Annotated in this window: 25 protein-coding genes; 12 read left to right on the forward strand and 13 right to left on the reverse strand. The window is 73.3% G+C overall.

Annotated features, from left to right (window positions below):
* Positions 1 to 15: 15 nt before the first annotated feature.
* Positions 16 to 597, reverse strand: a complete 582-nt coding sequence (locus QPJ90_RS05760) for a molybdenum cofactor biosysynthesis protein (RefSeq protein WP_290133506.1) — start codon at positions 595 to 597, stop codon at positions 16 to 18.
* 88 nt (positions 598 to 685) lie between these two features.
* Between QPJ90_RS05760 and QPJ90_RS05765 the strand changes: the two genes are divergently transcribed.
* The 5 genes from QPJ90_RS05765 (at position 686) to QPJ90_RS05785 (ending at position 6,350) form a co-directional block, all read left to right on the forward strand.
* Positions 686 to 2,239: an AlkA N-terminal domain-containing protein gene (locus QPJ90_RS05765; protein ID WP_290133507.1), complete on the forward strand. Its 1,554-nt coding sequence runs from the start codon at positions 686 to 688 to the stop codon at positions 2,237 to 2,239.
* Positions 2,236 to 2,748 carry an MGMT family protein gene (locus tag QPJ90_RS05770; RefSeq protein WP_290133508.1) on the forward strand — a complete coding sequence of 171 codons (513 nt, stop codon included), beginning with the start codon at positions 2,236 to 2,238 and terminating at the stop codon, positions 2,746 to 2,748. The genes QPJ90_RS05765 and QPJ90_RS05770 overlap by 4 nt, the downstream gene beginning before the upstream one ends.
* Positions 2,749 to 2,809: 61 nt before the next feature.
* Complete coding sequence (locus tag QPJ90_RS05775; protein ID WP_290133509.1) at positions 2,810 to 3,727, forward strand: alpha/beta hydrolase; 918 nt, start codon at positions 2,810 to 2,812, stop codon at positions 3,725 to 3,727.
* Between the two features lie 46 nt (positions 3,728 to 3,773).
* Positions 3,774 to 4,646 (forward strand): hypothetical protein, encoded by an 873-nt coding sequence (locus QPJ90_RS05780; RefSeq protein WP_290133510.1) that lies wholly within the window; start codon positions 3,774 to 3,776, stop codon positions 4,644 to 4,646.
* Positions 4,647 to 4,874: 228 nt separating this feature from the next.
* On the forward strand, positions 4,875 to 6,350 hold the full coding sequence (locus tag QPJ90_RS05785) for an amino acid permease (RefSeq protein ID WP_290133511.1): 1,476 nt from the start codon (positions 4,875 to 4,877) through the stop codon (positions 6,348 to 6,350).
* A 100-nt stretch (positions 6,351 to 6,450) separates the two neighbouring features.
* Here QPJ90_RS05785 and QPJ90_RS05790 read toward each other — a convergent pair whose 3' ends face one another.
* On the reverse strand, positions 6,451 to 7,248 hold the full coding sequence (locus tag QPJ90_RS05790) for a LysE family transporter (RefSeq protein ID WP_290133512.1): 798 nt from the start codon (positions 7,246 to 7,248) through the stop codon (positions 6,451 to 6,453).
* Positions 7,249 to 7,318: 70 nt separating this feature from the next.
* Between QPJ90_RS05790 and QPJ90_RS05795 the strand changes: the two genes are divergently transcribed.
* Together QPJ90_RS05795 and QPJ90_RS05800 are read left to right on the forward strand one after the other, a co-directional pair.
* Entirely contained in the window at positions 7,319 to 8,239 is a 921-nt protein-coding gene (locus tag QPJ90_RS05795; protein WP_290133513.1) for a LysR family transcriptional regulator ArgP, read from the forward strand.
* A 525-nt stretch (positions 8,240 to 8,764) separates the two neighbouring features.
* A complete protein-coding gene (locus QPJ90_RS05800; protein ID WP_290133514.1) occupies positions 8,765 to 9,259 on the forward strand; it encodes a hypothetical protein in 495 nt (164 codons plus the stop codon).
* Between the two features lie 12 nt (positions 9,260 to 9,271).
* Here the strand turns inward: QPJ90_RS05800 and QPJ90_RS05805 are convergent, their stop codons facing one another.
* Positions 9,272 to 10,051, reverse strand: coding sequence for a DNA-formamidopyrimidine glycosylase family protein (locus QPJ90_RS05805; RefSeq protein ID WP_290133515.1), 780 nt, complete (start codon positions 10,049 to 10,051; stop codon positions 9,272 to 9,274).
* Complete coding sequence (locus QPJ90_RS05810; RefSeq protein WP_290133516.1) at positions 10,044 to 14,846, reverse strand: crosslink repair DNA glycosylase YcaQ family protein; 4,803 nt, start codon at positions 14,844 to 14,846, stop codon at positions 10,044 to 10,046. The genes QPJ90_RS05805 and QPJ90_RS05810 overlap by 8 nt, the downstream gene beginning before the upstream one ends.
* Positions 14,847 to 14,974: 128 nt before the next feature.
* Here QPJ90_RS05810 and QPJ90_RS05815 point away from each other — a divergent pair, with 128 nt between their 5' ends.
* Positions 14,975 to 15,652: a PadR family transcriptional regulator gene (locus QPJ90_RS05815; protein ID WP_290133517.1), complete on the forward strand. Its 678-nt coding sequence runs from the start codon at positions 14,975 to 14,977 to the stop codon at positions 15,650 to 15,652.
* A gap of 258 nt (positions 15,653 to 15,910) precedes the next feature.
* Here the strand turns inward: QPJ90_RS05815 and QPJ90_RS05820 are convergent, their stop codons facing one another.
* Positions 15,911 to 16,534: an alpha/beta hydrolase-fold protein gene (locus QPJ90_RS05820; protein WP_290133518.1), complete on the reverse strand. Its 624-nt coding sequence runs from the start codon at positions 16,532 to 16,534 to the stop codon at positions 15,911 to 15,913.
* A 60-nt stretch (positions 16,535 to 16,594) separates the two neighbouring features.
* On the opposite strand from QPJ90_RS05820, the gene QPJ90_RS05825 reads away from it, so the two are divergent.
* Positions 16,595 to 17,137 (forward strand): NUDIX hydrolase family protein, encoded by a 543-nt coding sequence (locus tag QPJ90_RS05825; RefSeq protein ID WP_290133519.1) that lies wholly within the window; start codon positions 16,595 to 16,597, stop codon positions 17,135 to 17,137.
* 232 nt (positions 17,138 to 17,369) lie between these two features.
* On the opposite strand, the gene QPJ90_RS05830 is transcribed toward QPJ90_RS05825, so the two are convergent.
* Both QPJ90_RS05830 and QPJ90_RS05835 read right to left on the reverse strand, forming a co-directional pair.
* On the reverse strand, positions 17,370 to 17,570 hold the full coding sequence (locus tag QPJ90_RS05830; protein ID WP_290133520.1) for a CsbD family protein: 201 nt from the start codon (positions 17,568 to 17,570) through the stop codon (positions 17,370 to 17,372).
* A 125-nt stretch (positions 17,571 to 17,695) separates the two neighbouring features.
* Entirely contained in the window at positions 17,696 to 19,363 is a 1,668-nt protein-coding gene (locus QPJ90_RS05835; RefSeq protein ID WP_290133521.1) for a DEAD/DEAH box helicase, read from the reverse strand.
* A 278-nt stretch (positions 19,364 to 19,641) separates the two neighbouring features.
* Between QPJ90_RS05835 and QPJ90_RS05840 the strand changes: the two genes are divergently transcribed.
* Positions 19,642 to 20,466: an endo alpha-1,4 polygalactosaminidase gene (locus QPJ90_RS05840; RefSeq protein ID WP_290133522.1), complete on the forward strand. Its 825-nt coding sequence runs from the start codon at positions 19,642 to 19,644 to the stop codon at positions 20,464 to 20,466.
* A 68-nt stretch (positions 20,467 to 20,534) separates the two neighbouring features.
* On the opposite strand, the gene QPJ90_RS05845 is transcribed toward QPJ90_RS05840, so the two are convergent.
* From QPJ90_RS05845 to QPJ90_RS05860, 4 genes are all read right to left on the reverse strand, one after another.
* A complete protein-coding gene (locus QPJ90_RS05845) occupies positions 20,535 to 20,894 on the reverse strand; it encodes a GntR family transcriptional regulator (RefSeq protein ID WP_290133523.1) in 360 nt (119 codons plus the stop codon).
* A 10-nt stretch (positions 20,895 to 20,904) separates the two neighbouring features.
* Positions 20,905 to 21,474, reverse strand: coding sequence for a DUF1684 domain-containing protein (locus tag QPJ90_RS05850; protein ID WP_290134176.1), 570 nt, complete (start codon positions 21,472 to 21,474; stop codon positions 20,905 to 20,907).
* 169 nt (positions 21,475 to 21,643) lie between these two features.
* On the reverse strand, positions 21,644 to 22,123 hold the full coding sequence (locus tag QPJ90_RS05855; protein ID WP_290133524.1) for a hypothetical protein: 480 nt from the start codon (positions 22,121 to 22,123) through the stop codon (positions 21,644 to 21,646).
* 60 nt (positions 22,124 to 22,183) lie between these two features.
* The gene (locus QPJ90_RS05860; protein ID WP_290133525.1) at positions 22,184 to 22,816 is read right to left on the reverse strand and encodes a GNAT family protein; all 633 of its coding nucleotides are present in this window, start codon (positions 22,814 to 22,816) and stop codon (positions 22,184 to 22,186) included.
* Between the two features lie 96 nt (positions 22,817 to 22,912).
* Here QPJ90_RS05860 and QPJ90_RS05865 point away from each other — a divergent pair, with 96 nt between their 5' ends.
* A complete protein-coding gene (locus tag QPJ90_RS05865; RefSeq protein WP_290133526.1) occupies positions 22,913 to 23,491 on the forward strand; it encodes a 2-phosphosulfolactate phosphatase in 579 nt (192 codons plus the stop codon).
* A gap of 37 nt (positions 23,492 to 23,528) precedes the next feature.
* On the forward strand, positions 23,529 to 23,831 hold the full coding sequence (locus QPJ90_RS05870; protein WP_290133527.1) for a DUF427 domain-containing protein: 303 nt from the start codon (positions 23,529 to 23,531) through the stop codon (positions 23,829 to 23,831).
* A 65-nt stretch (positions 23,832 to 23,896) separates the two neighbouring features.
* Here the strand turns inward: QPJ90_RS05870 and QPJ90_RS05875 are convergent, their stop codons facing one another.
* Positions 23,897 to 25,147, reverse strand: a complete 1,251-nt coding sequence (locus QPJ90_RS05875; RefSeq protein WP_290133528.1) for an Nramp family divalent metal transporter — start codon at positions 25,145 to 25,147, stop codon at positions 23,897 to 23,899.
* 225 nt (positions 25,148 to 25,372) lie between these two features.
* Positions 25,373 to 26,320 carry a hypothetical protein gene (locus QPJ90_RS05880; RefSeq protein WP_290133529.1) on the reverse strand — a complete coding sequence of 316 codons (948 nt, stop codon included), beginning with the start codon at positions 26,318 to 26,320 and terminating at the stop codon, positions 25,373 to 25,375.
* Positions 26,321 to 26,324 lie beyond the last annotated feature (4 nt).

Below are 26,324 nucleotides of genomic sequence, written 5' to 3' on the forward strand. Positions count from 1 at the left end.
TCCGCCCCCGTCGCCTCACGGCAGGGGCGCGACCCCCAGCGGGACGGGCGCGGCGGTCCACAGCGTCGCGGGTCCGACGGAGAGCACCCCGTCGGACTCCGGGTCGCACCGGACCCCCGCCCGTCCCCGCATCGCCCGGAACGCCCCCGGCGCCACCTCGTGGTCCATCCACGCGCACGGGTTCGCCGCCCGGTACCCCCGGAACCGTACGACCCCCTGGCCGGAGTCGAGCGCGAACGGCTGCCCGCGGAGCGCCTCGACGTCGGCACCGCGGAGGAACACGTTCCGCCGGGTCGCCACCGGGTCGACGACGGCGCCGAGGGAACGCGCCACGTCCTCCAGGCCCTCGAGCCCCACCACCGTGACGCTCGCGTGCACGTGGGCCCGCGCGGCGAAGTAGCGGTCGCCGACGATGCCGAGCCCCGTCCGCAGCTCGACGCGGTCCCGCAGCTCGGGCGTCGACGGATCGGCCGGCAGCGCGCCGTCGGCCGGACGCCCCTCGTACCGGTGCCGGGGTGACGCGAGCAGGAGCGCGACCACGACGTCGGTCCGGCAGGGCAGCCCGTCGGGCGCGACCAGGTCGTCGGCGGATGTCATGCGGCCAACGCTAGCCGTGCCTCCCGGCCGTCACTGTCGTGTCCGATTCCCGCCAGTCGATGTCGGTGAGCCGTGCGACGCTGGACCCATGTCCACCACCGCAGCCGACACGCTGCACGCCGAGCGGTACCGCGCCGTCGCCTCGCGCGACGCGCGGTTCGACGGCCAGTTCGTCACCGCCGTGCACTCCACCGGCATCTACTGCCGCCCGTCGTGCCCCGCGCGCACCCCGCGCGAGACCGGCGTCACGTTCTTCCGGACCAGCGCCGCCGCACACCTCGCGGGCTTCCGCGCCTGCAAGCGCTGCCTGCCCGAGGCGACCCCCGGCAGCCCCGAGTGGGACCTCCGCGAGGACGTCGCCGGCCGAGCCATGCGCCTCGTCCTCGACGGCGTCGTCGAGCGCGAGGGCGTGCCCGGCCTCGCGGCCCGCGTCGGCTACTCCGAGCGGCAGCTCGGCCGCATCATGACCGCCGAGCTCGGCGCCGGGCCGAAGGCGCTCAGCCGCGCGCACCGGGCGCAGACCGCCCGGACGCTCCTCACCTCGTCGGACCTCCCGATCGCCGACGTCGCGTTCGCAGCAGGCTTCGCGAGCGTCCGCCAGTTCAACGACACCGTGCGCGAGGTCTTCGCCGTCACACCGTCCGAACTCCGCGCCCGGCGCACCCTCCGACCGGTCGCCGACGGCACGCTGCACGTCCACCTGCCGGCCCGCGCGCCGTTCGACGTGCAGGGACTCCTCGAGTGGCACGCGCTGCACGCGCTGCCCGGCGCCGAGCAGGTGGACGTGGACCCCGACGGTCGGGTCACCGCGTACGGGCGGCTGGTCACACTGCCGGGAGGCACGGGCTGGTTCCGCGCGACGGCCGCCGCCGGGCGGGCGGTCGGCATCGACCTGCAGGTGCGGGTCGAGGACCTGTCGGACCTCCCCACGCTGGTCGCGCGCGTGCGCGCGCTGTTCGACCTCGACGCCGACCCCACCGCGGTCGACTCGGTCCTCGCCACCCTCCCCGAGCTCGCGCCGGCGGTGGAACGGGTACCCGGCATCCGGCTCCCCGGCACCGTGGACGCGCACGAGGTCCTGATCCGCACGCTCATCGGGCAGCAGGTCTCGGTCGCGGCGGCGCGCACGGCGCAGACCCGGCTCGTCGCTGCCCTCGGAGAACCGGCGCCGGAGTCGGTGCTCCCCGGCGGGCGGCTCTTCCCCACGGCGGACGTGGTCGCCGAGCGCGGCGGGACGGTGCTCCGCGGCCCCGGTGCCCGGGTGCAGACGATCCTCCGCGTCGCCGCCGCGCTCGCCGACGGGTCGCTCGTGGTCGACGCCGGGCAGTCGGTGCACGAGCTGCGCGCCGGACTCCTCGCCGTGAAGGGCATCGGGCCGTGGACGGCGGACTACGTGGCACTCCGCGTACGCCACCACCCCGACGTGTTCCTGCACAGCGACCTCGCGGTGCGGAACGGTGCACAGGAACTCGGGTTGCCCGGTGCCGTGCGCGAGCTCTCCCTACGGTCGGAGCAGGTAGCGCCGTGGCGGAGCTACCTGACGATGCACTGCTGGCGACCGATCGTCGATCGCGCGATGGCGACGGCCGGCGTCAGCCACATGACGACCGCGGCTGCTGCCGCCCGGAAGGACGAACGATGACCGACGCGACCATCCAGACGCTGGACACCCCAGACGGTCCCTTCACCGTGCTCGAGGACCCCGAGGGGCGGGTCCTCGCCTCGGGCTGGACCGACTCCGTCGAGCGGATCCTCGGCCGACTCGCCGAGCGGAACCGGCCCGAGCGGGTGGTCGACGGGCGGGTCGCCTCCGCCGAGGCCGTCGACGCCTTCTACGCGGGCGAGGTCGAGCACGCGATGCAGGTGCCGGTCCGGCAGTCCGGCACCGAGCTCTTCACCGAGGGGTGGCGGCAGCTCCGGCTCATCCCGGCCGGCGTGGTCCTCACCTACCGGGAGTTCGCCGCGGCGATGGGGCGGCCCGATGCCGTGCGCGCCGCCGCGAGCGTCTGCGCGCGGAACGCCCCGGCGCTCTTCGTGCCGTGCCACCGGGTGCTCCGGAGCGACGGGACCCTCGGCGGGTTCGCGTGGGGGCTCGACGTCAAGCGGTCCCTGCTCGAGCGCGAGTCCGTCGGGACGACGGCGCTCGTCTGAGGGCTGCACCGCGCCGTCCTCCCCCTGGTTGCGGGTGTTGGCGCGCGCTCGCGGCCCTGCCATGCTCGACAGGACCTCACGCACGGTCCGTCCCGAGGACCCGGCGAACCGCCGTCGCACGACCCTCGAGGACCGCATGCACCCACACGCTCCCCCGCCCGCCGTCGACCGCACGGTCCGCTCCGCCGACGGCACCGAGCTCGCCGTGACCGAGACCGGCACCGGGCCCTCGCTCGTGGTGGTCGGCGGTGCGTTCGACCACCGGGGCACGCCCTACCTCGAACGACTCGTCGCGGCGCTCGCCGACCGGTACCGCGTCGTCGCCTACGACCGCCGCGGCCGGGGCGCTTCGGGGGACACCGAGCCGTGGGCGATCGAACGCGAGGTCGAGGACCTGTCCGCCGTCGTGGAGTCGGTGCCCGGTCCCGTCGCGGCCTTCGGTGCCTGCGTGGGCGCGGGGGTGCTGCTGCACGGGCTCGCGGCCGGCGTCCCGATCACCCGCGCGGTCCTCTTCGAGCCGCCGTTCCGGGCGAGCATCGAGCACCACGTGGACGACGTCGTGTTCGCGGACCTGCTCGACGAGCACGTCGGGGTGGGTCGGCGGTCCCAGACGGTCCGGGCGTTCCTCGCGCACGTCCTCGGCGTCCCGATGGGGCAGGTCGCACTGCTCCGGCTCCGACCGGCGGTGTGGTCGGCCCTGCTCGGCGACGCGCACGTGCTGCCGCGCGACGTCCGGGTGCTCAACGGCCTCGTCATCCCCGAGCGCGTCGCCGCGGCGGTCGGGGTGCCGGTGCTCGTCGCCTCCGGGGACGCCGGACCGGAGTTCATGGGGCAGGCAGCACGGGCGCTCGCCGAGGCGATCCCGGGGGCGGTGCACATCCAACTCGCCGGGCAGTGGCACCGGCCGGAGCCCGCGGTGGTCCGGCGGACGGTCGACCGGTTCGTGGGGAGTGCGCAGGCTGCGAAGACGGACGGGTGACCGCACCCCGTCCTCCGGGGTCCAGTACTCCTGCGAAGATGGACGGGTGACCGCACCCCGTCTCGGACTCCTGCTCGACGTCGACGGCCCCATCGCCAGCCCGGTGACCCGGACCATCGCGATCCCGAGCATCGTCGAGGACCTCGTCGCCCTCGCCGCCGAAGGCATCCCCATCGTCTTCAACACCGGCCGGAGCGACGCCTTCATCCGCGCCGAGGTCGTGGCGCCGCTGCTCGCCGGCGGCCTGACCGAGGACACCCGCGTGCACGCCGTCTGCGAGAAGGGCGCCGTCTGGTGCTCGATCGGCCCGCAGTACGAGGGCGGGATGGGCGAGCTCACGGTGGCCGACGACCTCGCGCTGCCGAGCGACTACGCGGACGAGATGCGCGAGCTGGTCCGGACCGAGTACGCCGACCTGGTCTTCTTCGACGAGACGAAGCGCGCGATGGTGTCGATCGAGCAGCGCGTCGAGGTGCCGAACGCCACGTACCTCGCGCGCCAGGCCGAGTTCGACGCGCAGGCGATGGCCGCGCTCGTGCGTCGCGGGCTCGGCGTCCGTCGGCTCGACGACGTCCGACCGGCGGCCGACGGCAGCGTCGCGTGGCGGGTCGACCCGACGATCATCTCGACCGACGTCGAATCGGACCGGAGCGGCAAGGACCTCGGTGCCGAGCGATCCCTGGAGCTCCTCGCGGCCGACGGCGAGCTGCCGATCGCGTGGCGGACGATGGGCGACTCCCGGAGCGACTACGCGATGGCGGACTGGCTGCACGCGAACGGCCACGACGTCGCGCACGTGGACGTCCGTCCGGCCGACGGGGTGCCGGCGACGCCGTACCCGGTGCTCACCGCTCCCGATGGCGTCATCCACGACGAGGCCGGCGCCCGCTTCCTGCGCGACTGGACCCGCGCGGCCTGACCGGACCCGCGCCGCCTGACCGGACCGCCGCCGGCCGGTGGCTGCGCACCGGAGCCGACCCGTGCCTCCCGGCTGTCATCGCGACCGCCGCGACGCGAGCCGCCGCGAGCCCGCCGGCCCGAACCGTTCCGCCACGGAAGGACCGTCCGGACAGACGCTTTGCGTGCCGGGGTGGTACACCAGTACCCTCACGGGGTCCGCCGCCCAGCCGATGACGGGAACCACCCCATGGCAACACCGCTCCGTGTCAAGTCGATCGAGGCCTCCCTCGCCGACTCCGAAGAGCAGGGACGCTCGCTGAAGCGGTCCCTCAAGACGTTCGACATCGCCGCGATGGGCATCGCGGTCGCGGTCGGCGCCGGCATCTTCTCGGTGGGCGCGAACGCCGCCGCGAACTTCGCCGGGCCGAGCGTCATCGTGTCGTTCATCCTCGCCGCCGTCACGTGTGGTCTGGCGATCATGTGCTACGCCGAGTTCGCCTCGACGATCCCCGTCGCCGGCTCCGCGTACACGTTCACCTACGCCACGATGGGCGAGCTGCTCGCCTGGATCGTCGGGTGGGACCTCATCCTCGAGACCCTGACGGCCAGCGCCGTGATCGCGAAGTACTGGGGCATCTACCTCAGCACCGCGTTCGACGTCTTCGGGGTGAAGCTGCCCGACTCGATCGCCATCGGTCCGATCGGCTTCGCGTGGGGGCCGGTCCTCATCGTCGCGGTCTTCACCGTGCTGCTGGCCTTCGGCACGCGGCTGTCGTCGCGCGTCTCCGCGGTCATCACGATCGTCAAGGTCGCCATCGTGGTGTTCGTCATCGTCGCGGGCGCGTTCTTCGTCAAGGCCGCCAACTTCACGCCGTTCGTGCCGCCGGCCGCGCCGTCGAAGGGTGCCGACGGCAGCTTCTGGACGCAGTCCCTCGTGTCCTGGGCGACCGGCTCGGCCCCGGCGCAGTACGGCGTGTTCGGCCTGCTCGCCGCGGCGTCCCTCGTGTTCTTCGCGTTCATCGGCTTCGACGTCGTCGCCACGAGCGCCGAGGAGACCGAGAACCCGCAGAAGACCCTGCCCCGTGGCATCTTCCTCGGGCTCGGCATCGTGACCGTCCTGTACGTCGCCGTGTCCGTCGTCATCACCGGCATGGTGTCGTACCAGCGGCTCGCGCAGGAGGACTCGCCGTCGCTCGCCTCGGCCTTCTCGATCGTCGGGCTGCCCTGGGCCGCAGGGATCATCGCGATCGGCTCGCTCGTCGGCCTGACCACGGTCGTGATGGTGCTGCTCCTCGGCCTGTCCCGCATCGTGTTCTCGATGAGCCGCGACGGGCTGCTCCCGCGCTGGTTCTCGCAGACGAACCCGAAGACGCAGACCCCGGTCCGCGTCCAGGTGGTCGCCGGTGTCGTCGTCGCGGTGCTCGCTGGCTTCTTCCCGGTCGAGAAGCTCGAGGGCATGATCAACATCGGCACACTGTCGGCGTTCGTCCTCGTGTCGATCGGCATCGTCGTGCTGCGTCGGTCGCGGCCGGACGCACCCCGTGCCTTCCGGGTGCCGTGGTCGCCCGTGCTGCCGATCCTGTCCGCGGTGCTGTGCTTCTGGCTGATGCTCAACCTCGAGGTCGAGACCTGGCTGCGCTTCGTGATCTGGCTGGCGATCGGCTTCGCGATCTACTTCGGGTACAGCCGCCGCCACAGCCGGGTCGGGCAGCGTCTGCAGTAACGCGCTCCCTCCCGAACCACGGAAGCGACATCGAACCACTCCGCCGGAGTGGTTCGATGTCGCCTCCTCGGTTCCGAGCGGCTCGCGGCAGGGCCGCGCGCTACGCGCCGACGACGAGCGCGATGCCGAAGCCGAGCATCACGACGGCGACCAGGCCGTCGAACACCCGCCACGTGAGCGGCTTCGCGAACAACGGTCGGAGCAGCCGTCCGCCGAACCCCACCGCGGCGAACCACACGCAGCTCGCGAGGACCGCCCCCACCGTCCACGGCCACCGCTCGACGGCGCCCTGCTGGTTCGCCACGGACCCGAGGAACACCAGCGTGTCCAGGTACACGTGCGGGTTCGCCCACGTGAAGACGAGCATGGTCGCCACCGCCCCGCGCACGGTCGGGATCCGCCCTGGAGGCACGGTGCGCGTCGTCCGCGCCGCCACCGCGGGTGCGCCGGGCGCGACGGCCACCGCGCCGTCGCGCCCGTCCGTGGACTCCGCGCTCCGGCGTGACGCGGCGCGGAGTCCCCGCGACGGCGCGACCTCGGCGACGTCCGAGGCGGGCACCGCGACGCCGTCGTCCGCTGCCGCGTCGTCGAGCCGCATGGTGTCGCCCGAGGGGCGGAGGGCGCGACGCGCCGCGAGCACGCCGTAGGTCACGAGGAACGCCGCCCCGACGAAGCGTACGACGACGAGCGCGACCGGGAACCGCTCCACGACCGCGCCGACCCCGAGCACCCCCGCCACGATGAGGACGGCATCGGACAGGGCGCAGACGACCACGGCGGCGGTCACCACCCGGAGGCCCGCGGACACCGCGAGGCGCAGCAGGTACGTGTTCTGCACGCCGATCGCCACGATCAGCGCGAGTCCGGTGCCGAGGCCGGCGAGCAGGGGGAGGAGCACGTCTCCGACCGTAGGACAGACGGTCGATGAAGCCCAGTTCACCTTCCTGCTGCACCGTAAGCTCTGCTGCATGGCACGGTTCCAGCGCGAGCACCTCGAGACCCTGCTGGCCGTCGTCGACCACGGCACCCTCGACGCCGCCGCCCGCGCGCTGTCGATCACGCCGTCGGCGGTGTCGCAGCGTCTCAAGGCGATGGAGCAGCAGGCGGGCCGGGTCCTCGTGCGCCGAACCGTCCCGGTGGTGCCGACCGCCGCCGGCGAGGTCGTCCTCCGGCACGCTCGCCAGGCCAGACTGCTCGACGAGGAGACCGCGCGCGCCCTCGACGGCGACACCGGCTCCGTGCCGTCGATCCCGCTCGCCGTCAACGCCGACTCCCTCGGCACCTGGTTCCTCGACGCGCTCGCACGGGTCCGTGCCGACACCGAGGTGGTGTTCGACCTGCACCGCGAGGACCAGGACCGGACGGCGGAACTGCTGCGCGCGGGCACCGTCATGGCCGCGGTGACCGCCGAGGCCGATCCCGTCCAGGGGTGCTCGTCGGTCGCCCTGGGCATCGACCGGTACCGCGCCGTCGCCGCGCCCGCGTTCGTCGAGCGGTACCTCGCCGACCTCGACCTGCGGGCCGCGAGCGAGCGGCGGGTGCTCGACCGCCTCGACGGGGTGCCGCTCGTCGACTACGACCGTGACGACGACCTGCAGCAGGGCTACCTCCGCACGGTGCTCGGGCACGCGCCGCACGGCCCACGGCACTTCGTCCCGACGTCGGCCGACTTCGCCCGGGCGGTCGGCCTCGGCTTCGGGTGGGGGCTCCTCCCCGAGGCGCAGTGCACGGCGCTCCTGGCCCGCGGCGAGCTCGTCGAACTCGTCCCCGGGCGGCACGCGGACGTCGCGCTCTGGTGGCAGCGGTGGAACCTGGCGTCGCCGCTGCTCGAACGGGTGACGGCAGCGGTCCGGGCGACCGCGGCCGAACGGCTGCACCCGCCCCGCTGACGGCCGCTGCGTGGGGCGACCGCGCATCGTGCCGGACTCCGTGATCCGTTCCGCGCGGCGGCGGTCACTGCGCGAACGCGCAACCATCCCGTGCACCGGCGGAACGGACGAGCGGTAAGCCGCAATCCCGCCCGGAATCGACGCAAGTTCACCTTCTGGACACCTGGTGCGCGGCGCGCCTCCGTAGGCTCGACCCACCTCGACGGTCACCCGCTGCCGGGGTGCTCGCCCCGCCGGCCACCCACCGGCCGGAGTGCTCCACCGGGCTGCCACGTGCCTCCCGGCCGAGCGCCGACGGACTCTGTCCGGCGGCCGAGCGCACCATCACCACGAGAACACCGAACACCCGCGGCCCACCCAGCCGCACGCACCACCCGGGTCGCCGACGTCGTCGACACCACCCCACGCGTCGGCGCCCGAAGCCGACGCGCGGGGTGACCGGGCCCGAGCCTGCCGCAGGAGGCGGCCGCGCTCTCCGGACGGTCCTGGCGCTGTCCGGAGGCGCCCCGGCGCACCGTCGAGGGCATGTCGAGCAGATCCAGGACCGCCGCCGCGACGATCGTGGCCGCCACCCTCGCCGTGCTCCTCGCCGGGTGCACCGGCGCCGGTGCCCAGAACGGCAACCCGGTCGGCAAGGGACCGGCGAGCGACGACCCGGCGCGGACGACCTGCCCGGTCGCGGCGAAGGAAGCCGTCGACGTGATCGACGAAGCCGTCGGAGCCCACGACGACACCGACTTCGCGAGCGTCCGGGAGGGCGACGGCGGCTGGTACCTCGGGGCGTCGATCGCTCCGGCGGAGACGGACGACCCGAACGACGACGACGTGACCGTCTGGGCGACCTCGTCCGACCCGACGTCAGAGGACTTCGACGGACCCCTGTGGCCGGTCAACCGTGCCGCGAAGGACGCCGCGGGTGACCAGGACGGTGCTGCGTCGGCGGCGCCCTCGGCGTTCACGGACGACTCGGACGCTGCGCGCTCCGTCCAGCAGTGCGTGGTGAACGCCGCGAACCGCTGATCCGTCGGCTGGTCAGGTCTGGCAGCGCGGGCACCAGTAGGTGTCCCGCAGTGTGAGCTCGGACTCACCGAGCTCCCCGCGGCGCACCGGGGTCCCGCAGCGCAGGCACGGCTTGCCCGCACGCCCGTAGACCCACAGTCGGCGGCCGGGCCGGTCGACGCCGGTCGTGATCCGGGCGTTGCGGTCCCGGTTCGCGGTGATGAGCCGCGACGCCAGCGCGATGACCCGCGCCGGGTCCGGCACCTGCCCGACGGGACGTGTCGGGAGCACGCCCCGGAGGAAGCAGAGCTCGGCGCGGTAGACGTTGCCGAGGCCCGCGAGGACGCGCTGGTCGAGCAGGGCGAGCCCGATCGGACGCTGCGGGTCGCGCGTGAGGTTCGCGAGCGCCAGGTCGGCGTCCCAGTCCTCGCCGAGGAGGTCCGGCCCGAGGTACCCGACGATCTCGGGCTCCTGCTCGCGCGGCACCACCTCGAGGATGCCGAGCGTGAACCCCACCGTCGAGACGTCGGCCGCGTCGAGCACGACACGCGCCTGGTGTGCCGGACGGCGCCACCGCTCACCGGGGGCGTACACGTCCCACCTGCCCTCCATCTTGAGGTGCGAGTGGACGGTGAGGTCCCCGATGCGGTGCAGCAGGTGCTTCCCGCGTGGGACGACCTCGTCGACGGTGCGGCCCACGAGGTCGAGCGTCGCGAAGGCGGGCACGCGGAAGTCGCTCCGGGTGAGTTCCTTGCCGGAGAGGGCCGCGTGCAGCCGGTGTGCGGCTCGGTGGACGGTGTCGCCCTCAGGCACGGAGGCGCACCCCCTGCGGCGTCGCGGTGAAGCCTGCGTCGCGCAGCGCCTGCCCGAGCGGGGACTCGAGCACGAACGCACCGTCGACCCGCTCCACCGAGAGCTTCCCGAGCCCGCGTCGGACGGTGGCGGCGATGGACACCGCGGCGGCCGCGAGGTCCCCGGCGTCGTCGGTGAAGGTCAGGACCGACTTGCCGCCGCGCTCGACGTAGACCGTCAGCGCGCCGTCGACGAGCACCACGAGCGCGCCGGCCTTCCGCCCGGGACGGTGTCCGCGGGCAGACTGCTTGCCTCCCGTTGCCCCACCCACGGTCGAGCCGCCCGCTGTCGCGTTCCTGCTCGTCGCGTTCTCGGCCGCTGCGGACTCGCCGGGGCCACCGCCCCCGTCCGGGTCGTCGTCCGTGGCAGCGCCGTCGTTCGGCCACGCCAGCGCCGCCCCGTACGGGTTCGCCGGGTCGGTCGCCGCGAGGGTCATTGCCTGGCGGGTCCGCTCCGGGTCGTTCTGTTCGTCGTCGTCGAGGTCCCGCGCGAACGTCCGCAGCCGGTCCACCGTCGGGCCGGTGGCGAACTGCGCTGCGCCGAGCCCCTCGACGAAGTACCCGCGCCGGGCCCGGCCGGTCTCCTCGAACCGCGCGAGCACCCGGTACACGCCCGCGAACCCGCCGCGCACTCCCTCGACCTGAACGGCCCCGCGGGTCACGACGCCGTAGCGCTCGAGCAGCTGCTCCGCCGTCGCCGCGGCCCGCACCGTGGCGTCGGACTGCGCCAGTGGCAGGATCGACCAGCGCCCGCCGACCGTCGGCGGCCCGGACTGCGTCGGCAGCGTCGGGCGACGACGTCCGCGGTACGCCCGGGCCCGCGGGGTGCTGGAGCTCTTCGCCTTGCCGCCGAGCATCGCCCGCAGCGGCGCGAGGGTGTCGTTGGTGATCTGCCCTGCCCACACGAGGTCCCACAGCGCCGTGGTGAGTGCGGCGTCGTCCGTGCTGCCGACGGCCTGGGCGAGCTGGCGGAAGAAGTACGCGCCGCCGCCGGCGAGGGCACCGAGGACGTCCCGTTGCAGCTCGGTCGTCTCACCGCCCTCCGGCTCCACCAGGGTCGTGTCCGCGGTCTCGGCGAGGTGGAACCGCACCCACCCGTCGTTGCCCGGCAGGGTGCCACCACCGGACCACAGCACCTCGCCCGTGGCCGTCAGCTCGTCGAGCATGCTCGGCTGGTAGTCGGTGACGCGGGACGGCAGCACGAGGGACTCCCAGGCGCTCGCGGGCAGGGCCACGCCGGCCAACTGGTCGAGCACCTGCAGGACGCCGTCGATCCCGCGCAGGCCACCGCGTGTACCCGGAGTGTGGACGTGCTGCCACGCCGGGAGGAACCGCGCCAGGGTGTCCGGCGACACCGGCTCGACCTCGTGCCGGAGCGCCGCGAGCGACTTCGTGCGGATTCGGCGGAGCACCTCGGCGTCGCACCACTCGGCACCCTGGCGGTCGGGTCGGAACTCGCCCTCGACCACCCGACGGTCGGCGGCGAGGCGTCGCAGCGTGTCCTGCACCACCGCGATGCCGAGGCCGAGTCGGGCAGCCGCCTCCTGCGCGGAGAACGGGCCGTGCGACCGGGCGTACCGGCTGACCAGGTCACCGAGCGGATCCGCGACCGGCTCGACGAACGCCGTCGGCACGCCGATCGGCAGCGGGACGCCGAGGGCGTCACGGAGCCGCGAGGCGTCCTCGATCACGGCGTACCGGGTCTGCCCGGCGTGCGAGAACGACAGGACACGGCGGTCGCGCTCGAGCGCCTGCAGCGCGGTGGCGACCGGCGCGGTGTCGCCCTCGGCGGCGGCCCAGCTCCGCGCGGTGAGTTCGGTGAGGTCGAGCGCTCCCACGAGTCGCAGGACGTCCACGAGCCCCTCTCCGTCGCGCGCCCGGCGGTCGGGGGAGAGCCGCTGCAGGTCCTGCTCGACCGAGGCGATCACGGCCGGGTCGAGCAACTCCCGGAGCTCTGCGCGGCCGAGGAGCTCGCCGAGCAGGGTCGAGTCGAGTGACAGCGCCGCCGCCCGCCGCTCGGCGAGGGGCGAGTCGCCCTCGTACATGAACGCGGCGACGTACCCGAACAGCAGCGTCCGTGCGAACGGCGACGGCTGCTCGGTCTCCGTCTCGACGAGCTTGATCCGCCGCCCGGCGACGTCGTCGGCGATGGAGAGCAGCGACGGCACGTCGTAGACGTCCTGCAGGACCTCGCGCACGGTCTCGAGGACGATCGGGAACGTCGGGTACTTCTGCGCGACCTCGAGCAGCTGGGACGCCCGCTGCCGCTGCTGCCAGAGCGGCGACCGCTGGCCGGGGTTCCGGCGGGGCAGGAGCAGGGCTCGGGCCGCACACTCCCGGAACCGGGCTGCGAACAGCGCGGAGCCGCCGACCTCGTCCGTCACGAGGACCTCGAGCTCGTCGCGGTCGAACACGAAGAGGTCGGCGCCGGGTGGTTCCGCGTCGGTCTCGGGGATGCGCACCACGATGCCGTCGTCGGCCGCCATCGCGTCGCCGTCGATGCCGTGTCGCTCCCGCAGCCGCGCGCCGACCGCGAGGGCCCACGGCGCGTGCACCTGCATGCCGTACGGCGAGTGCATGATCATGCGCCAGTCGCCGAGCTCGTCGCGGAAGCGCTCGACCACGAGGGTCGTGTCGTTGGGCACGTACCCGGTCGCGGCGCGTTGGTCGCGGAGGAACGTCAGCAGGTTGGTGACGGCGCGTTCGTCGAGACCGCCGGAGGACACCCGGGCGCGGGCGTCGTCGTCGGAGGCCGACTCGACCTCGCGCACGAACGCGCCGGTGGCCCGGCCGAGCTCCGCGGGACGACCGAGTCCGTCGCCCTTCCAGAACGGCACCCGCCCGGGCTGCCCGAACGCCGGGCTCACGAGCACCCGGTCGTGGGTGATCTCCTCGATCCGCCAGCTCGTCGCCCCGAGCGCGAACACGTCGCCGACGCGGGACTCGTAGACCATCTCCTCGTCGAGCTCGCCGACGCGCGACGCCCGCTCACCGACCATGAAGACGCCGAACATCCCGCGGTCGGGGATCGTGCCCCCGCTGGTCACCGCGAGCCGCTGCGCGCCCGGACGGCCCGTCAGGGTGCCGTGCACGCGGTCCCAGACCAGCCGGGGCCGCAGCTCGGCGAACTCGTCGCTCGGGTAGCGCCCCGTCACGAGGTCGAGCGTCGCCTCGAACGCCGACCGCGGCAGGCTGCTGAACGGTGCGCTCCGCCGGACGAGCTCGAACCAGTGCTCGACGTCGACGGTGTCCACCGCTCCGGCGGCGACGGTGTGCTGGGCGAGCACGTCGAGTGGGTTCGCCGGGACGCCGATCGACTCGATCTCGCCCGCGACCATGCGCTCGACCGTCACCGCGCTGTTGACGAGGTCCGCGCGGTGCTTCGGGAACAGCACGCCGCGCGAGATCTCGCCCACCTGGTGCCCGGCGCGGCCGACGCGCTGCAGACCGCTCGCGACCGACGGCGGCGCCTCGACCTGCACGACGAGGTCGACCTCGCCCATGTCGATGCCGAGTTCGAGAGAGCTCGTCGCGACCACGCACCGGAGTCGTCCGGACTTGAGGTCGTCCTCGATGATCGCGCGCTGGTCCTTCGACACCGAGCCGTGGTGGGCGCGGGCGAGCACCGGCACGCTGGCGTCGGACCCCCCGCCGCCGGTCTGTCCGGACGCACCGATGACGTCGGCCGGCGGTCGCTTCGGCTGCGCGACGGGTGCATGGGCCGAGGCGCGCGCGGGGGACTGCCCGCGCGGCCGGGTCGGCGCGACCGGCATTCCGTCGTCGGCCGGGGAGGCACCGGCGGGGACGAGCACGCCGTCACCAGCGGCGGCGAGCACCCGCTCCTCGTGGATCTCGTTCAGCCGCGCGGTCAACCGCTCCGCCAGCCGTCGGGAGTTCGCGAACACGATCGTCGAGCGGTGCTCTTCGATCAGGTCGACGACACGCTCCTCGACGTGCGGCCAGATCGACCCGTTCGTCGGCGACTCGGTCGCGTCCGCACCGACCGGCGGAGCGCCGAGCTCGGTCATGTCGTCCACGGGGACGACCACCCGCAGGTCGAACGTCTTCTGCGCCGGCGGCGCGACGATCGTCACCGGGGCCCGGCCGCCGAGGAAGCGTGCGACCTCTTCCGGGGGCCGCACGGTCGCCGAGAGCCCGATGCGCTGGACGGGCTTCTCGAGCAGGTCGTCGAGGCGCTCGAGCGACACCGCGAGGTGCGCACCGCGCTTGGTCGACGCGACCGCGTGCACCTCGTCGACGATCACGGTGTCGACGTTGACCAGGGTCTCTCGAGCGCTCGACGTGAGCATGAGGTACAGCGACTCGGGCGTCGTGATGAGGATGTCCGGCGGCTGGCGCAGGAGTCGCTGTCGATCGGACGACGGGGTGTCACCGCTCCGCACGCCGACCGTGACGTCGGGTGGCTCGAGACCGAGCCGCCTGGCGGTCTGGGTGATGCCGACGAGCGGGCTGCGGAGGTTCCGCTCCACGTCGACACCGAGCGCCTTGAGCGGCGAGACGTAGAGGACGCGCGTCCGTTGCTTGGCGGGCGGCTGGTCGGTCGCGCTGATGAGCCGGTCGATCGACCAGAGGAACGACGCGAGGGTCTTGCCGGACCCGGTCGGAGCGATCACGAGTGCGTGCTGGCCGGTCGAGACGGCGTCCCACGCGCCGGCCTGCGCAGCGGTCGGGGCCGGGAACGCGCCGCGGAACCACTCCGCTGTGGCGGGGGAGAAGCGCTCGAAGACGTCCGTCATGGTCCGTCCCATCCTGCCCGCGGCCACCGACAACGGGCCGAGGGAAGAACGTGCTTGACACAGCGATAGTTACCGATCTATCGTTACTACATCGCGATACGACGAAGGCCGATCGGTCAGACCGGATCGTGAGCCGACTCAGCACGACGAAAGGACACCTCATGCGCTTCGACGACATGAACCCCCAGCAGCACCAGCACCCGCGTGGCCCCCGCTTCGGCGGCCCGCGACACCACCACGGCGCCGGCTTCCCCGGCCGTGACCGCGGTGACCACCAGCGCGGCGGCTTCGGCCCCGGGCGTGGCTTCGGTCCCGGCTTCGGCCCCGGCTTCGGTCCCGGGTTCGGCGGTCCGGGCTTCGGCGGCCGCGAGCGCCGTCGCCGCGGCGACGTCCGTCTCGCGATCCTCGGCCTCCTCGCCGAGGGGCCGCAGAACGGCTACGCGGTGATCAAGACCATCGCCGAGCGCACCGGCGGCGCATGGAAGCCGAGCCCCGGCTCGGTGTACCCGACGCTCCAGCAGCTCGTCGACGAGGACCTCGTCGTCTCGACGGGCGACGGCCGCAAGACGCTCTTCGAGCTCACCGACGCCGGCAAGGCCGAGGCCGAGTCCAAGGCGGACGAGATCGCGGCGGCGTTCGAGGCGCCCGGCATGCCGGACGCGCAGCGTGCCTTCGTCGAGTCGCTCCGGAAGACCATGGGCGTCCTGCACATGTACCGGACGACGGCGACGGACGAGCAGATCGCGGCGGCGACCGACAAGGTCGACCAGCTCCGCAAGGACCTCCTGCAGATCCTCGCGGACTGACCGCGCGACCCCACGACGGATGGGCGCGCCCCGCTCAGCGGCGACGCGAAGCGTTGCGCGGGGCGCGCCGACCGAGCCTGCGAGGGAGGACGGTGCCAGCTGGCACCGGGCCTCCCGTCCGCTCATCGGTCACCGTGGGTTCTCGGAAAGCGACAGATCTCGGTGTCGCTTTCGCGAAAGCGACAGTTCGGCGCGCGCACGAGGCACGGTTCTGTCGCTTTCACGTCATCGACCGACCCCGGCCGTGGCGCCGGCGCCCTACGCACCGTCGCCGACGAACGCGGCGACGTCCGCCAGCTCCGCTGCGGACACCGCGTGCGGCAGCCCCGGGTACTCCCGGTCGGTCACGTCCGTGTTCGCGGCGGCCCACGCCTGCGTCCGCGCGGTGGCCTCGGCCGGGATCACCGGGTCGAGGTCGCCGTGCCCGAGGAACACCCGCGGCCGGACCGCCGCGACGGCCTCGTCCCGCGAGTCCGTGACCCCCGGCACGACGAACCCGGACAGCGACACCGCGAACGCGAAGCCCGCCGGCCGGGCGCGGAGGAGCTGCAGCGCCATCGAGCCGCCCTGGGAGAACCCGAGCAACCCGATGCGCGGGTGGTCGGCGGCGACCGAGTCCACCCAGTCGAGGACCTCGGCGACGGCGACGTCGACGAGCTCCGGCGACGGCGACCCCGGCGTGCCGAGCGGGTACCAGGAGAAGCCCGGGCCCCACTCCATCGGCGCCCGCAGCGAGGCGACCGTCCAGGCGGGCGGCAGCGCGGGCGCGAGGCCGAGCAGGTCGCGCTCGTTCGACCCCACCCCGTGCATCGCGACCACGAGCGGGGTGCCCGGACGCTCGGACGGGTCGCGGGTCCACTGCACCAGGTCGCTGTCGATCATGCGGCCAACGCTAGCCGTGGCGTCCGCCGAACTCGCTGCCGTGCCTGGTAGACACGGTGCATGGCCTCGCTGCGCACCCCCGACCCCGACTCCGGCTGGCTGTCCGACGAGGAACTCGCGAACATCCGCCGTCGCCTGCCGATCTGCTACGTCGAGGCGATCCCGGTCCGCACGGACGGCCTCGGCGTCGTCACGGAGGTCGGCGTGCTGCTCCGCGTGGCACCGAGCGGCTCGATCGCCCGCACGCTCGTCTCCGGCCGGGTGATGTACGGCGAGTCGATCCGCACGGCCCTGTTCCGGCACCTCGAGAAGGACCTCGGGCCGATGGCGTTCCCGCAGCTGCCCGCGAGCCCGACGCCCTTCACGGTCGCCGAGTACTTCCCGCTGCCCGGCGCCTCGGTCTACACCGACGAGCGGCAGCACGCGATCTCCCTCGCGTACGTCGTCCCGGTGACGGGGACGTGCGAGCCGCGCCAGGACGCCCTCGAGCTCACGTGGATGAGCCCGATCGAGGCCGCGTCCGACGCCGTCGCCGACGAGATGGAGGGCGGCCGCGGCGCGCTGCTCCGCGCCGGCCTCGCCTCCGTCGGCGCCCTGCACTAGCCGGGACGCCCGGCCGCCCGTTCGCCCGCAGGCGACCACGGCGGTCCCGATCGCCTGCGCACGACCAAAGTCGCTTCGCACCGCGCGAAACCGTGGTGCGAAGCGACTTTGGTTGTGCGGCCCTCAGACCGAGGCCCGGACGCCCCCGACACCCGACACCCGCCACGCACACGACGAAGCCCCCGGGACCACGTGGTCCCGGGGGCTTCGCAGCTCGGTCGTGCGACCGGCTTCAGTGCTTCTCGTTGCGGAGGCTGTCCGCGACGCCGTGCGCCGCGTCCTTGACGTCATCGACGCCCTGCTTGGCCGACGCCTTGGCCTGGTCGGTCTGACCCTCGGCCTTGAGCTTGTCGTTGCCGGTGAGGTTGCCGATGCCCTCCTTGACCTTGCCGACGAGCTTCTCGCCGGTGTGGTTCTCTTCGCTGCCAGCCATACGGTCTCCTTCCAACGACGGACGTTTCCCCGTCAGCCGCTCGCGCGGCATCCGGTGCAGGAGAACCTACGCCCGACGCCCGGTCACGTTCGGAGGAGACGTCGAGGTTCGGGGGACGACGAGCCTCAGTGGCGGTCGGCAGCACCCGCCGGACGGGAGGCACGGCGCGAGCCACGACGACGTCCAGCGCCCGACTCGGAGCCGGCTCCACGACCCGCCGCGTAGCCGCCCTCCGACGACCACACCGGCGCGGACCCGCCCCGGACGACGTCGCTCGACGCGCGACGGCTCCCGCCGCGGCGCTGTCCGCCGGAGGCCGCCGCGTCGGAGCCGCGACGCTGACCGTTCGACGCTGCCGCGTCGGCACCGCGGCCGCCGCGACGACCACCGGTCGCCTGGCCGCCACGACCGCCCTCGGCGTCCGCCGGACGCCCACCACGACGGTTGCCGGAGCCGGCCGACCCGGCGGCCGGGGCTGCCTGCGCGGCCTGACCCGTGCCTCCCGAGCGTCCACCGCGACCACGACGACGACCGCCGCCCGCGCTGTCGGACTCGGCCGTGCGCTGCTTCGGCGCGCGCTGCTGCTGCACCGGCTGCTCCGGTGCCACGTGGCGGATCGGAGCGACCTCGCCGACGAGCTCGGTGACGGCGGGCGAGGTCGACGTGACCTGCTGCGGGGTGACCTTGATCGCGGCAGCGCGCATCATCTGCGCGACGTCGCGACGCTCGGCCGGCATCGTGACGGTGACGACGTCACCGGACGAACCGGCACGGGCGGTACGGCCCGAGCGGTGCAGGTACGCCTTGTGCTCGGTCGGCGGGTCGACGTGCACGACGAGCTCGACGTGGTCGACGTGCACCCCGCGGGCGGCGACGTCGGTGGCGACGAGGACGAGGGCCTCGCCGGAGGAGAACTTGGCGAGGTTGCGCTCCCGGGCGCCCTGCGACAGGTTGCCCTGCAGGTCGACGGCCGGGATGCCCTGGCTCGTGAGCTGCTTGGCGAGACGCTTCGCGTGGTGCTTCGTGCGCATGAACATGATGCGACGGCCCGAACCCGAGGCCAGCGTCCGGACGAGGTCCTTCTTGGCGTCGGCGTCGGCGACCTCGAACAGGTGGTGCGTCATCGCCTCGACGGGGCTGTTCGCCTCGTCGACGGAGTGCATCACCGGGTCGTGCAGGAACCGCTTGACGAGCTTGTCCACGCCGTTGTCGAGCGTCGCCGAGAACAGGAGGCGCTGCCCCTGCTCGGGCGTCGCCTGCATGATCTTCGTCACGCCGGGCAGGAAGCCCATGTCGGCCATGTGGTCGGCCTCGTCGAGGACGGTCACCTCGATGTCGGCGAGCGTGAGGTGTCCCTGCTGCATGAGGTCGGCGAGGCGACCGGGGCACGCCACGACGATGTCGACACCGCCGCGCAGGGCGTCGACCTGACGACCCTGTCCGACGCCGCCGAAGATGGTCGTGGTGTTGAGTCCCATGGCCTTCGCGAGCGGTGCGAGGGTGGCGTCGATCTGCGTCGCGAGCTCACGGGTCGGCGCGAGGACCAGGGCGCGGGGGCGTCCGGCGCGGCGCTTGCGACCGCTGGCTGCGAGACGGGCGGCCAGCGGGATCGCGAACGCGATGGTCTTGCCGGAGCCCGTGCGGCCGCGGCCGAGGACGTCCTTGCCGCGGAGCGAGTCCGGGAGGGTGTCGGCCTGGATCGGGAACGCGGTCTCCTTGCCCTGCTGGGCGAGGACGTCGACCATCGGCGCGGGGACGCCGAGGTCGGAGAAACGGAGGTCTTCGTTGGTCATGGTCTGACCTTTCCAACCGGAGTGCACCGGTTGTGGGCGCGCGATGAGGCAGCGCGCGGGCGGGATGCGCGCCAACGATCGTGGCTGGCGCAGTCGCCGCAGCAGAGAGCCTGGGCACCTTCGGGAGGTGCTCGATCATCGACCAACGGGTGGTCGGGAGTCGGGGGCGTCCGTACGACGCACGAGGCGATCGGCGCCTCGAGTACCCCCAGCATAGCGGGTGCTCCCCCGCGGACCGGGGGTGGGGCCGTTCGCCCTGCGCGTGCGAGGATGCCCGGGTGCGCGCCAGGACCCTGACCATGACCGTCGCGACGACCCTGGTGGCCGTGCTCGGCACCGCCGCCTGCGCCACCGCGACCCCGGCGTCCTCGTACCGGAACCTGCCGACCTCCGGCGTCCCCGACTACCAGCTCGGAGGCTCGTACACGCCTCCGGCAGGCGTCACGATCGTCGAACGGGACAGTACCGAGCGACCCGCGAAGGGGAAGTACTCGATCTGCTACGTCAACGGTTTCCAGACGCAGCCCGAGGACGCGACGACGTGGAAGCGGGACCACCCGACCGCGATCCTCCGCGATGCGAAGGGCAAGCCCGTGTCCGATCCGGGCTGGCCGGACGAGATGCTCCTCGACACCACGACCGCGGCCAAGCGCGCCACGATCGTCCGGGTGCTGACGAAGTCCGTCGCCCGGTGCGCCGACCGGGGCTTCGCCGCCGTCGAGTTCGACAACCTCGACTCGTGGACGCGCTCGGAGGGGAAGCTCACACGCTCCGGGAACCTCGCGCTCGCCGCGGCGCTCGTGCGGCTCGGGCACGGCAAGGGCCTCGCCGTCGGGCAGAAGAACACCCCGCAGCTCGGTGCGTCGGGACGGAAGCAGACCGGGTTCGACTTCGTGGTCGCCGAGGAGTGCTTCGTCTACCAGGAGTGCGGCGCGTACACGAAGGCGTACGGGAAGCGCGTCATCGACATCGAGTACACCGACAACAGCAAGCGCCCGTGGTCGTCCGTGTGCGCGTCGACGAAGCGGCCGGCGATGACGATCCTCCGGGACCGCGACCTGGTGCCGGCGGGCGACGACGCCTACGTGTTCGAGCACTGCTGACACGGACCGCGTCGCGTGCGCGACCATCCGGCCTGGAGGCGCGGGTCCTGCCCGCCGCGCCCGTCGCGTCAGGCGGGCCAGGCCTCGTGCAGTGCCGTGGCGGCCTGGTCGGCGGACAGTCCGGCACTCCGCGCGGCGACGGCCAGCGCGTGCGCTGCCTCGGCGACCTCCGGCGGGACGTCGGCAGGACGCACCACCCGGGTGCCGGCACCGCGTGCGGTGTGCACGAGCCCGGACTCCTCGAGCAGCTGGTACGCCTTCGCGACCGTGCCCGCGGCCAGCCCGAGCTCGTCCGCCAGCCCCCGGACGCTCGGCAGCCGTGCACCGTCGACGAGGTAGCCCGCCTGGATCTGTGCGGCGATCTGCGCGCGGACCTGCTCGAACGGCGGGACGCTGCCGCCGCGGTCGAGTGCCACCAGACCGTTCATCTGCACCTCGCTAGAAGTCGTACTGCTCGCCGACGGGGATCGGGACGGGGACGGTGTTGCCGGGCGGTGCGAGCGGGCACGCCCACGCGGGGTCGTACGCGCACGAGGGGTTGTACGCGAAGTTGAAGTCGAGCACGAGCTCGTCGTCCTCACCGCCGAGGTCCGCGCCCTTGATCGTGTCCAGCAGGTAGCGGCCGCCGCCGTAGGTACCGCGGGCCTTGCCGGCGCTCGCGTCCTTCACCGGCACGAAGACCCCGCCCGCGTAGCCACCGTGCGACCACACGTCGAGCGTCCCGATGCCGGGCAGCCGCACCACGCCGAGCCGGTCGAAGTGCACGATGCCGTCGGTCCCGGTCTCGACGTCCATCGCCTGGGGCTCCGCGGGCTCGATCCGGGCGTGGAACCGCCAGTCCGGGTCGTAGGTCGGGACGGGCAGCGACTCGAAGTCGGCCGCGTCCTCGGCCAGCAGTGGCGACGCGGGGTGGTCGGCGAACATCGCGTCCCGGGTCTCCCGCCAGAACGCGTGCGCGGTCTGCGGGTCGGGGGTCGCACGCACCCGGCGGTACAGGTCGAACGTCATCCGCCGCCAGTCGACGGTCGCGAGCGTGCTCGCGACGGTCGCGTCGGTGCTCGGCACGGTGGCCGCGTCGTCGGTCCGGGGCTCGTCTCCTGCTCGCAGGTCGCTCACCCGTACAGGCTACGCCCGGGCCGCTCGCGGGAGCGAGCACGGGACCGCGGGTCGGCCGGCGTCACGCGGGACGGCGCCACGTGGGTGCGAGCTGCCGCATCCGCAGCCCGCGCCACTGCCAGATGACCCACATCCCCGGCCAGAGCAGCACCCCGAGGACCGGTGGCCGCATCCGGTAGGTCAGCCGGTCGAGCAGCAGCGTCGTGCCGTCACCGAGGTCGACCGTGGCCATCCGGTGCGCCATCGTCATCCGGCCGAAGAGCCCCGACACCCCGCCACCGTTGTCGCGTTGCACCGGGACGCCCTCGACCTCGTACCGGTCGATGTCCACGTGGGTGTCGCCGCTCGGGAACACCCCGAACGCATCGGCGGCGATCGGGTGCGGCTGGCCGGGCGTCCACCGCGCCGGGAACCCCTCGGGGGAGCGCGACCGGTACCGGAGGAACGGCTTCGTGACCGCCACCATCACCGACGGTGACAGGAGCGCGTCGCGGACCGCGTCGACCGGAGCGTCGAGGACGGTGCGGAGACCCACGTGCATGCGCCCGACGCTACGCGGACCGACTGTGACGGGGTGCGTTCCCCGGAGGCACCGGTGTGTTCAGGCGTGCCGGGCGGACCGGCGGCGCGAACCCTCGGCGCGGTCGTGCCGACGGAGCCGCTCGGCCAGGGACATCCGCACGGTCGGCCACTCGGACGCGGTGATCGAGAAGACGACGGTGTCGCGGAGCGTGCCGTCGCGACCGATCTGGTGGTTCCGGAGCACGCCGTCCTGCTTCGCTCCGAGCGCCGCGATCGCCGCGCGGGACTGCATGTTGTGGAAGTGCGTCCGGAACTCGACCGCGATGCACTGCCACGACTCGAACGCGTGCGAGAGCTGCAGGAGCTTCGCCTCGGTGTTGATGCCCGTGCGCTGCGCCGACCGGGCGAGGAACGTCGACCCGACCTCGACCCGGCGGTTCGCCTGGTCGACGTTCATGAACGTGGTCGAGCCCACCACGCGGCCCGTCGGGCGGTCGCGCACCGCGAACGGCACCATCCGACCCGCCTCGTGCTCGGCGAGTCGCCGCTCGATCTCGGCGTCGACCTGCGCCGGAGCCGGGATCGACGTGTACCAGGTGCGCCACAGATCGCCGTCCGTGACCGCCGCCCGCAGGTCGTCCGCGTGCTCCGCCCCGAGGGGTTCGAGCGTCACGCGGTCGCCGGTCAGGGTGGGAACGGGGGCGATCTCCATGACACGGAATCCTACGGTCACCGACCGTCACCGGACCTCCGGACGAGACCGACCTGTGGAGACGGACAGGGGCCGGCGGACGACTACCCTGTGCTCGTGGCAGCACGCACGCAGCAGCAGTACCAGGTCCGTTTCGCGTGGGGCGTCGCCGGCGCCGGACGGATCGCGCACGACACCCACCTGCTCGTCTGGGTCGACGTCCTCCCCGCCCCGCGGGACCACGACGACGCACTCCGCCGCACCGTCGCGGCCCTGCCGGACGGCCCGGAGGTCGTGCTCGGCCACCTCGGCAACGCGAGCGCGGTCGCGGAACGCGTGACGCGCCTCCAGGCCGAACGCGGTGACCGGTGCGTCGTCGCGATCGTCGCCGCCGGAGCCGACCACGCTGCCCGCTCGGACGCGGCGGACGCCGCCGGTGAGGCGTGGGACGTCCCCGGATCGCCGGACTTCGCGGTCGAGGACCTCCTCGCCGCGGGGGCCGTCCTCGACGCGCTCGCCGCGGTCGGGATCGACCACACGTCGCCGGAGGCCGCTGCCGCCTGCGCGGCGTACACGGGCCTCCGACGAGCCACGAAGCACCTCGTCTCGGCGTCCGAGGGGGCGCGGGAGCTCGACCGGGCCGACGTGCAGGCGGCGCTGGCCCGCGGTGGGGAACTCGTCACCCTGCGGGCGTAGCGTCCGGAGGGTCAACGGACCCGAGAAGGAGCACGTCATGAAGGCAGTCGTCGGCGACACCGTGATCGCGGAGAGCGACAAGGACGACCTCATCCAGATCGAGGGCAACTGGTACTTCCCGCCGTCGAGCGTGAAGACCGAGCTGCTGACCGAGAGCCCGACGCAGTACCACTGCCCGTGGAAGGGCGACACGCAGTACTACACCGTGCACGTCGACGGGCAGGAGCTGCCGGACCGCGCCTGGTCGTACCCGACGCCGATCCCGTCCTCGTTCGACCGCGTCGGCAAGGACTACTCGGGCTACGTCGCGTTCTGGAAGGACGTCACGGTCGTCGAGTAGACCCGGCTGGGCACCAGTGGGCGGGGCGCCGGCGCGTGCACCGGCCGTGCCCGCGGCGCCGTGCGTCAGCCCGCGAGCGTCAGCCAGACCAGCGCGACGTTGAGCGCCACGATCACCAGCGCGATGACCCCCGCGACCACGCGGGTGGTCATCGCGTTGACGTCGTCCCCCATCACGCTCCGCCGCGAGGTGTAGACCACCAGCGGCACGATCGCGAACGCGATCCCGAAGCTCAGCACGACCTGGCTGACCACGAGCAGCATCGTCGCGTCCGCGTTCACCGCGAGCAGCACGATCGCCGGCACGAGGGTCACGAGCCGCCGCACGACCACCGGGATCCGCACGTGCAGGAGCCCCTTCATGATCTCGGCACCGGCCATGCAGCCCACCGAGGTCGACGCCAACCCCGACGCCAGCAGCCCCACCGCGAACAGCACGCCCACGACCGGGCCGACGTTCGCCGCGATGGCCGCCTGCGCCCCCGGGATGGTGTCGGTCCCCTCCGCCCCCGGCAGCGTCGCCGCGGCGAGGACGAGCATGCAGATGTTCACGCCGCCCGCGATGACGAGTGCGAGGGCCACGTCCCACCGCGTCGCGACGAGGACCCGTCGGCGCTCCGGCCCCGCGGGGACGTCACCGTGGCGGTCCCGCGCGAGGGCCGAGTGCAGGTACACGGCGTGCGGCATCACCGTCGCGCCGAGCATCGACGCCGCGAGCAGCACCGAGCCGGAGCCCTCGAAGCGCGGGACCAGCCCGGCGACGAGTTCCGTCGGAGACACCTGCGCGAAGAGCAGACCCGCGCAGAAGCCGACCGTCAGGATCGCGAGCATCGCCGTGACGACCGCCTCGAACGCCCGGGTGCCCCGCCGGTTCTGCAGGAGCAGGATCGCCATCGACACCACGCCCGTGATCACCCCGCCGGCGACCAGCGGCAGCCCGAAGAGCAGGTGCAGCGCCAGTGCCCCACCGATGACCTCGGCGATGTCGGTGGCGGCCGCGACGACCTCGGCCTGCGCCCAGAAGAGCAGCCGGGGTGTGCGCCGCATCCGGAGGCCGAGGTGCTCCGGGAGGGACTTGCCCGTGACCACCCCGAGCTTCGCCGAGAGGTACTGCACCACGACGGCACTCGCGTTGGCGGCGACGAGGACCCAGAGCAGCAGGTAGCCGTACTTCGCACCCGCCGTGAGGTTGGCGGCGACGTTGCCGGGGTCGACGTAGGCGATGGCGGCGACGAAGGCGGGGCCGAGGAGTGTCAGACCGGCGGCGCGCTTCCGAGGGGTGGTCGCCTCGGCGGGGCGGGTCGCGGTGTCGGTCATGGGGACCAGTGTGCCAGAGGATTCGGCATCCCGAATCCTTGTTTTCGCCTCGTGTACGAATCGCGAGGAGGCCGACGTCAGCGGGGTGCGGCTGACGGCCTGGAGGCGCGGATTGCGTCCGCCACGTCGAGCGCGGCTGGCCGACTGGGCCCACTCGGCGTCTCCCGTCCGACCCAGGCCCGGTCCAGCCCGGACGTCATCCCTCCCGGGGGCCGGAGGGCTGACTCACGCGACTGTCGTGTCAGCGCCGGGCCAGGTCGGGAGCATCGTCTGGCGGAACTCGGCGGATCCGAGCGCACTCTTCGGGAGCATGGCCTCGTACCAGTCGGCGTCGAGCTTGACGAGCTGCAACCCCTCGTTCAGGCGGTAGTCGTGCTGCAGCGACATCGCCATGACCGCTGCCTCGCCGGACTCGGCGACGGTCTCGTCCACGACGCGCAGGTCGAGACCCGCCCAGCGCAGTCGCACGTCCAGTTCGTAGTACTCCTGAACGTCCTCCACCGGGACCACCGTGGCCCACACACCGGGTCCGGTCTGCATGAACCCTGACCGTTCGGCGGCAGGGTCCTGCCGAACGATCGCAACGTGCGTGCCGTCGATCAAGTCGGCGACGTACTTCGTCCCGCCGACGGATGCGATCCCGCCCCCGAACATCGAGATCGGTCGCTGGAAGGCCGGCCGGCCCGCCTGCAGGTCGTCGCGGAAGACCCATCCGATGTGCACGCCGGCGTACCGGGCCACCCAGGTCTCCGGACCCTCTCCGGTGTAGCGCCAGATCTCGGCGCCGAACGGGACGCGGTGCGACGGCATCCAGTTGAGCTCGACGATGCGGTCCAGGTCGTTCGGGACGAAGCCGGTGCCCGTGAACGGTTCACGATCAACCCACATGGCGCCGAGCGCTTCGGCGGTCCGTGCATCCGAGCCACCGATGGCCGGGCGGACGAAGAGCTCCGGCGTTGCCTGGAACCGTACGACGTCGAGGTGAGGCATGTCGGCGCCGAAGGGACTGCCGGGGAACCCGAGCCCGTGCACCTCGATCAGGTCCGCGATCCGTTCGAGTCCGGTCGTCGCGGTCATCGGGACCACGTACCCGCCGAAGCGCTCGAGCTGCCCGTTGAAGAACGCGTCGCTCAACTGTGGCGTGATCGCCTTCTGCATGATGGTGCCGGTCACGGTG

Origin of the sequence: Curtobacterium sp. 458 (genome assembly GCF_030406605.1) — a bacterium.
Taxonomy (GTDB): domain Bacteria; phylum Actinomycetota; class Actinomycetes; order Actinomycetales; family Microbacteriaceae; genus Curtobacterium.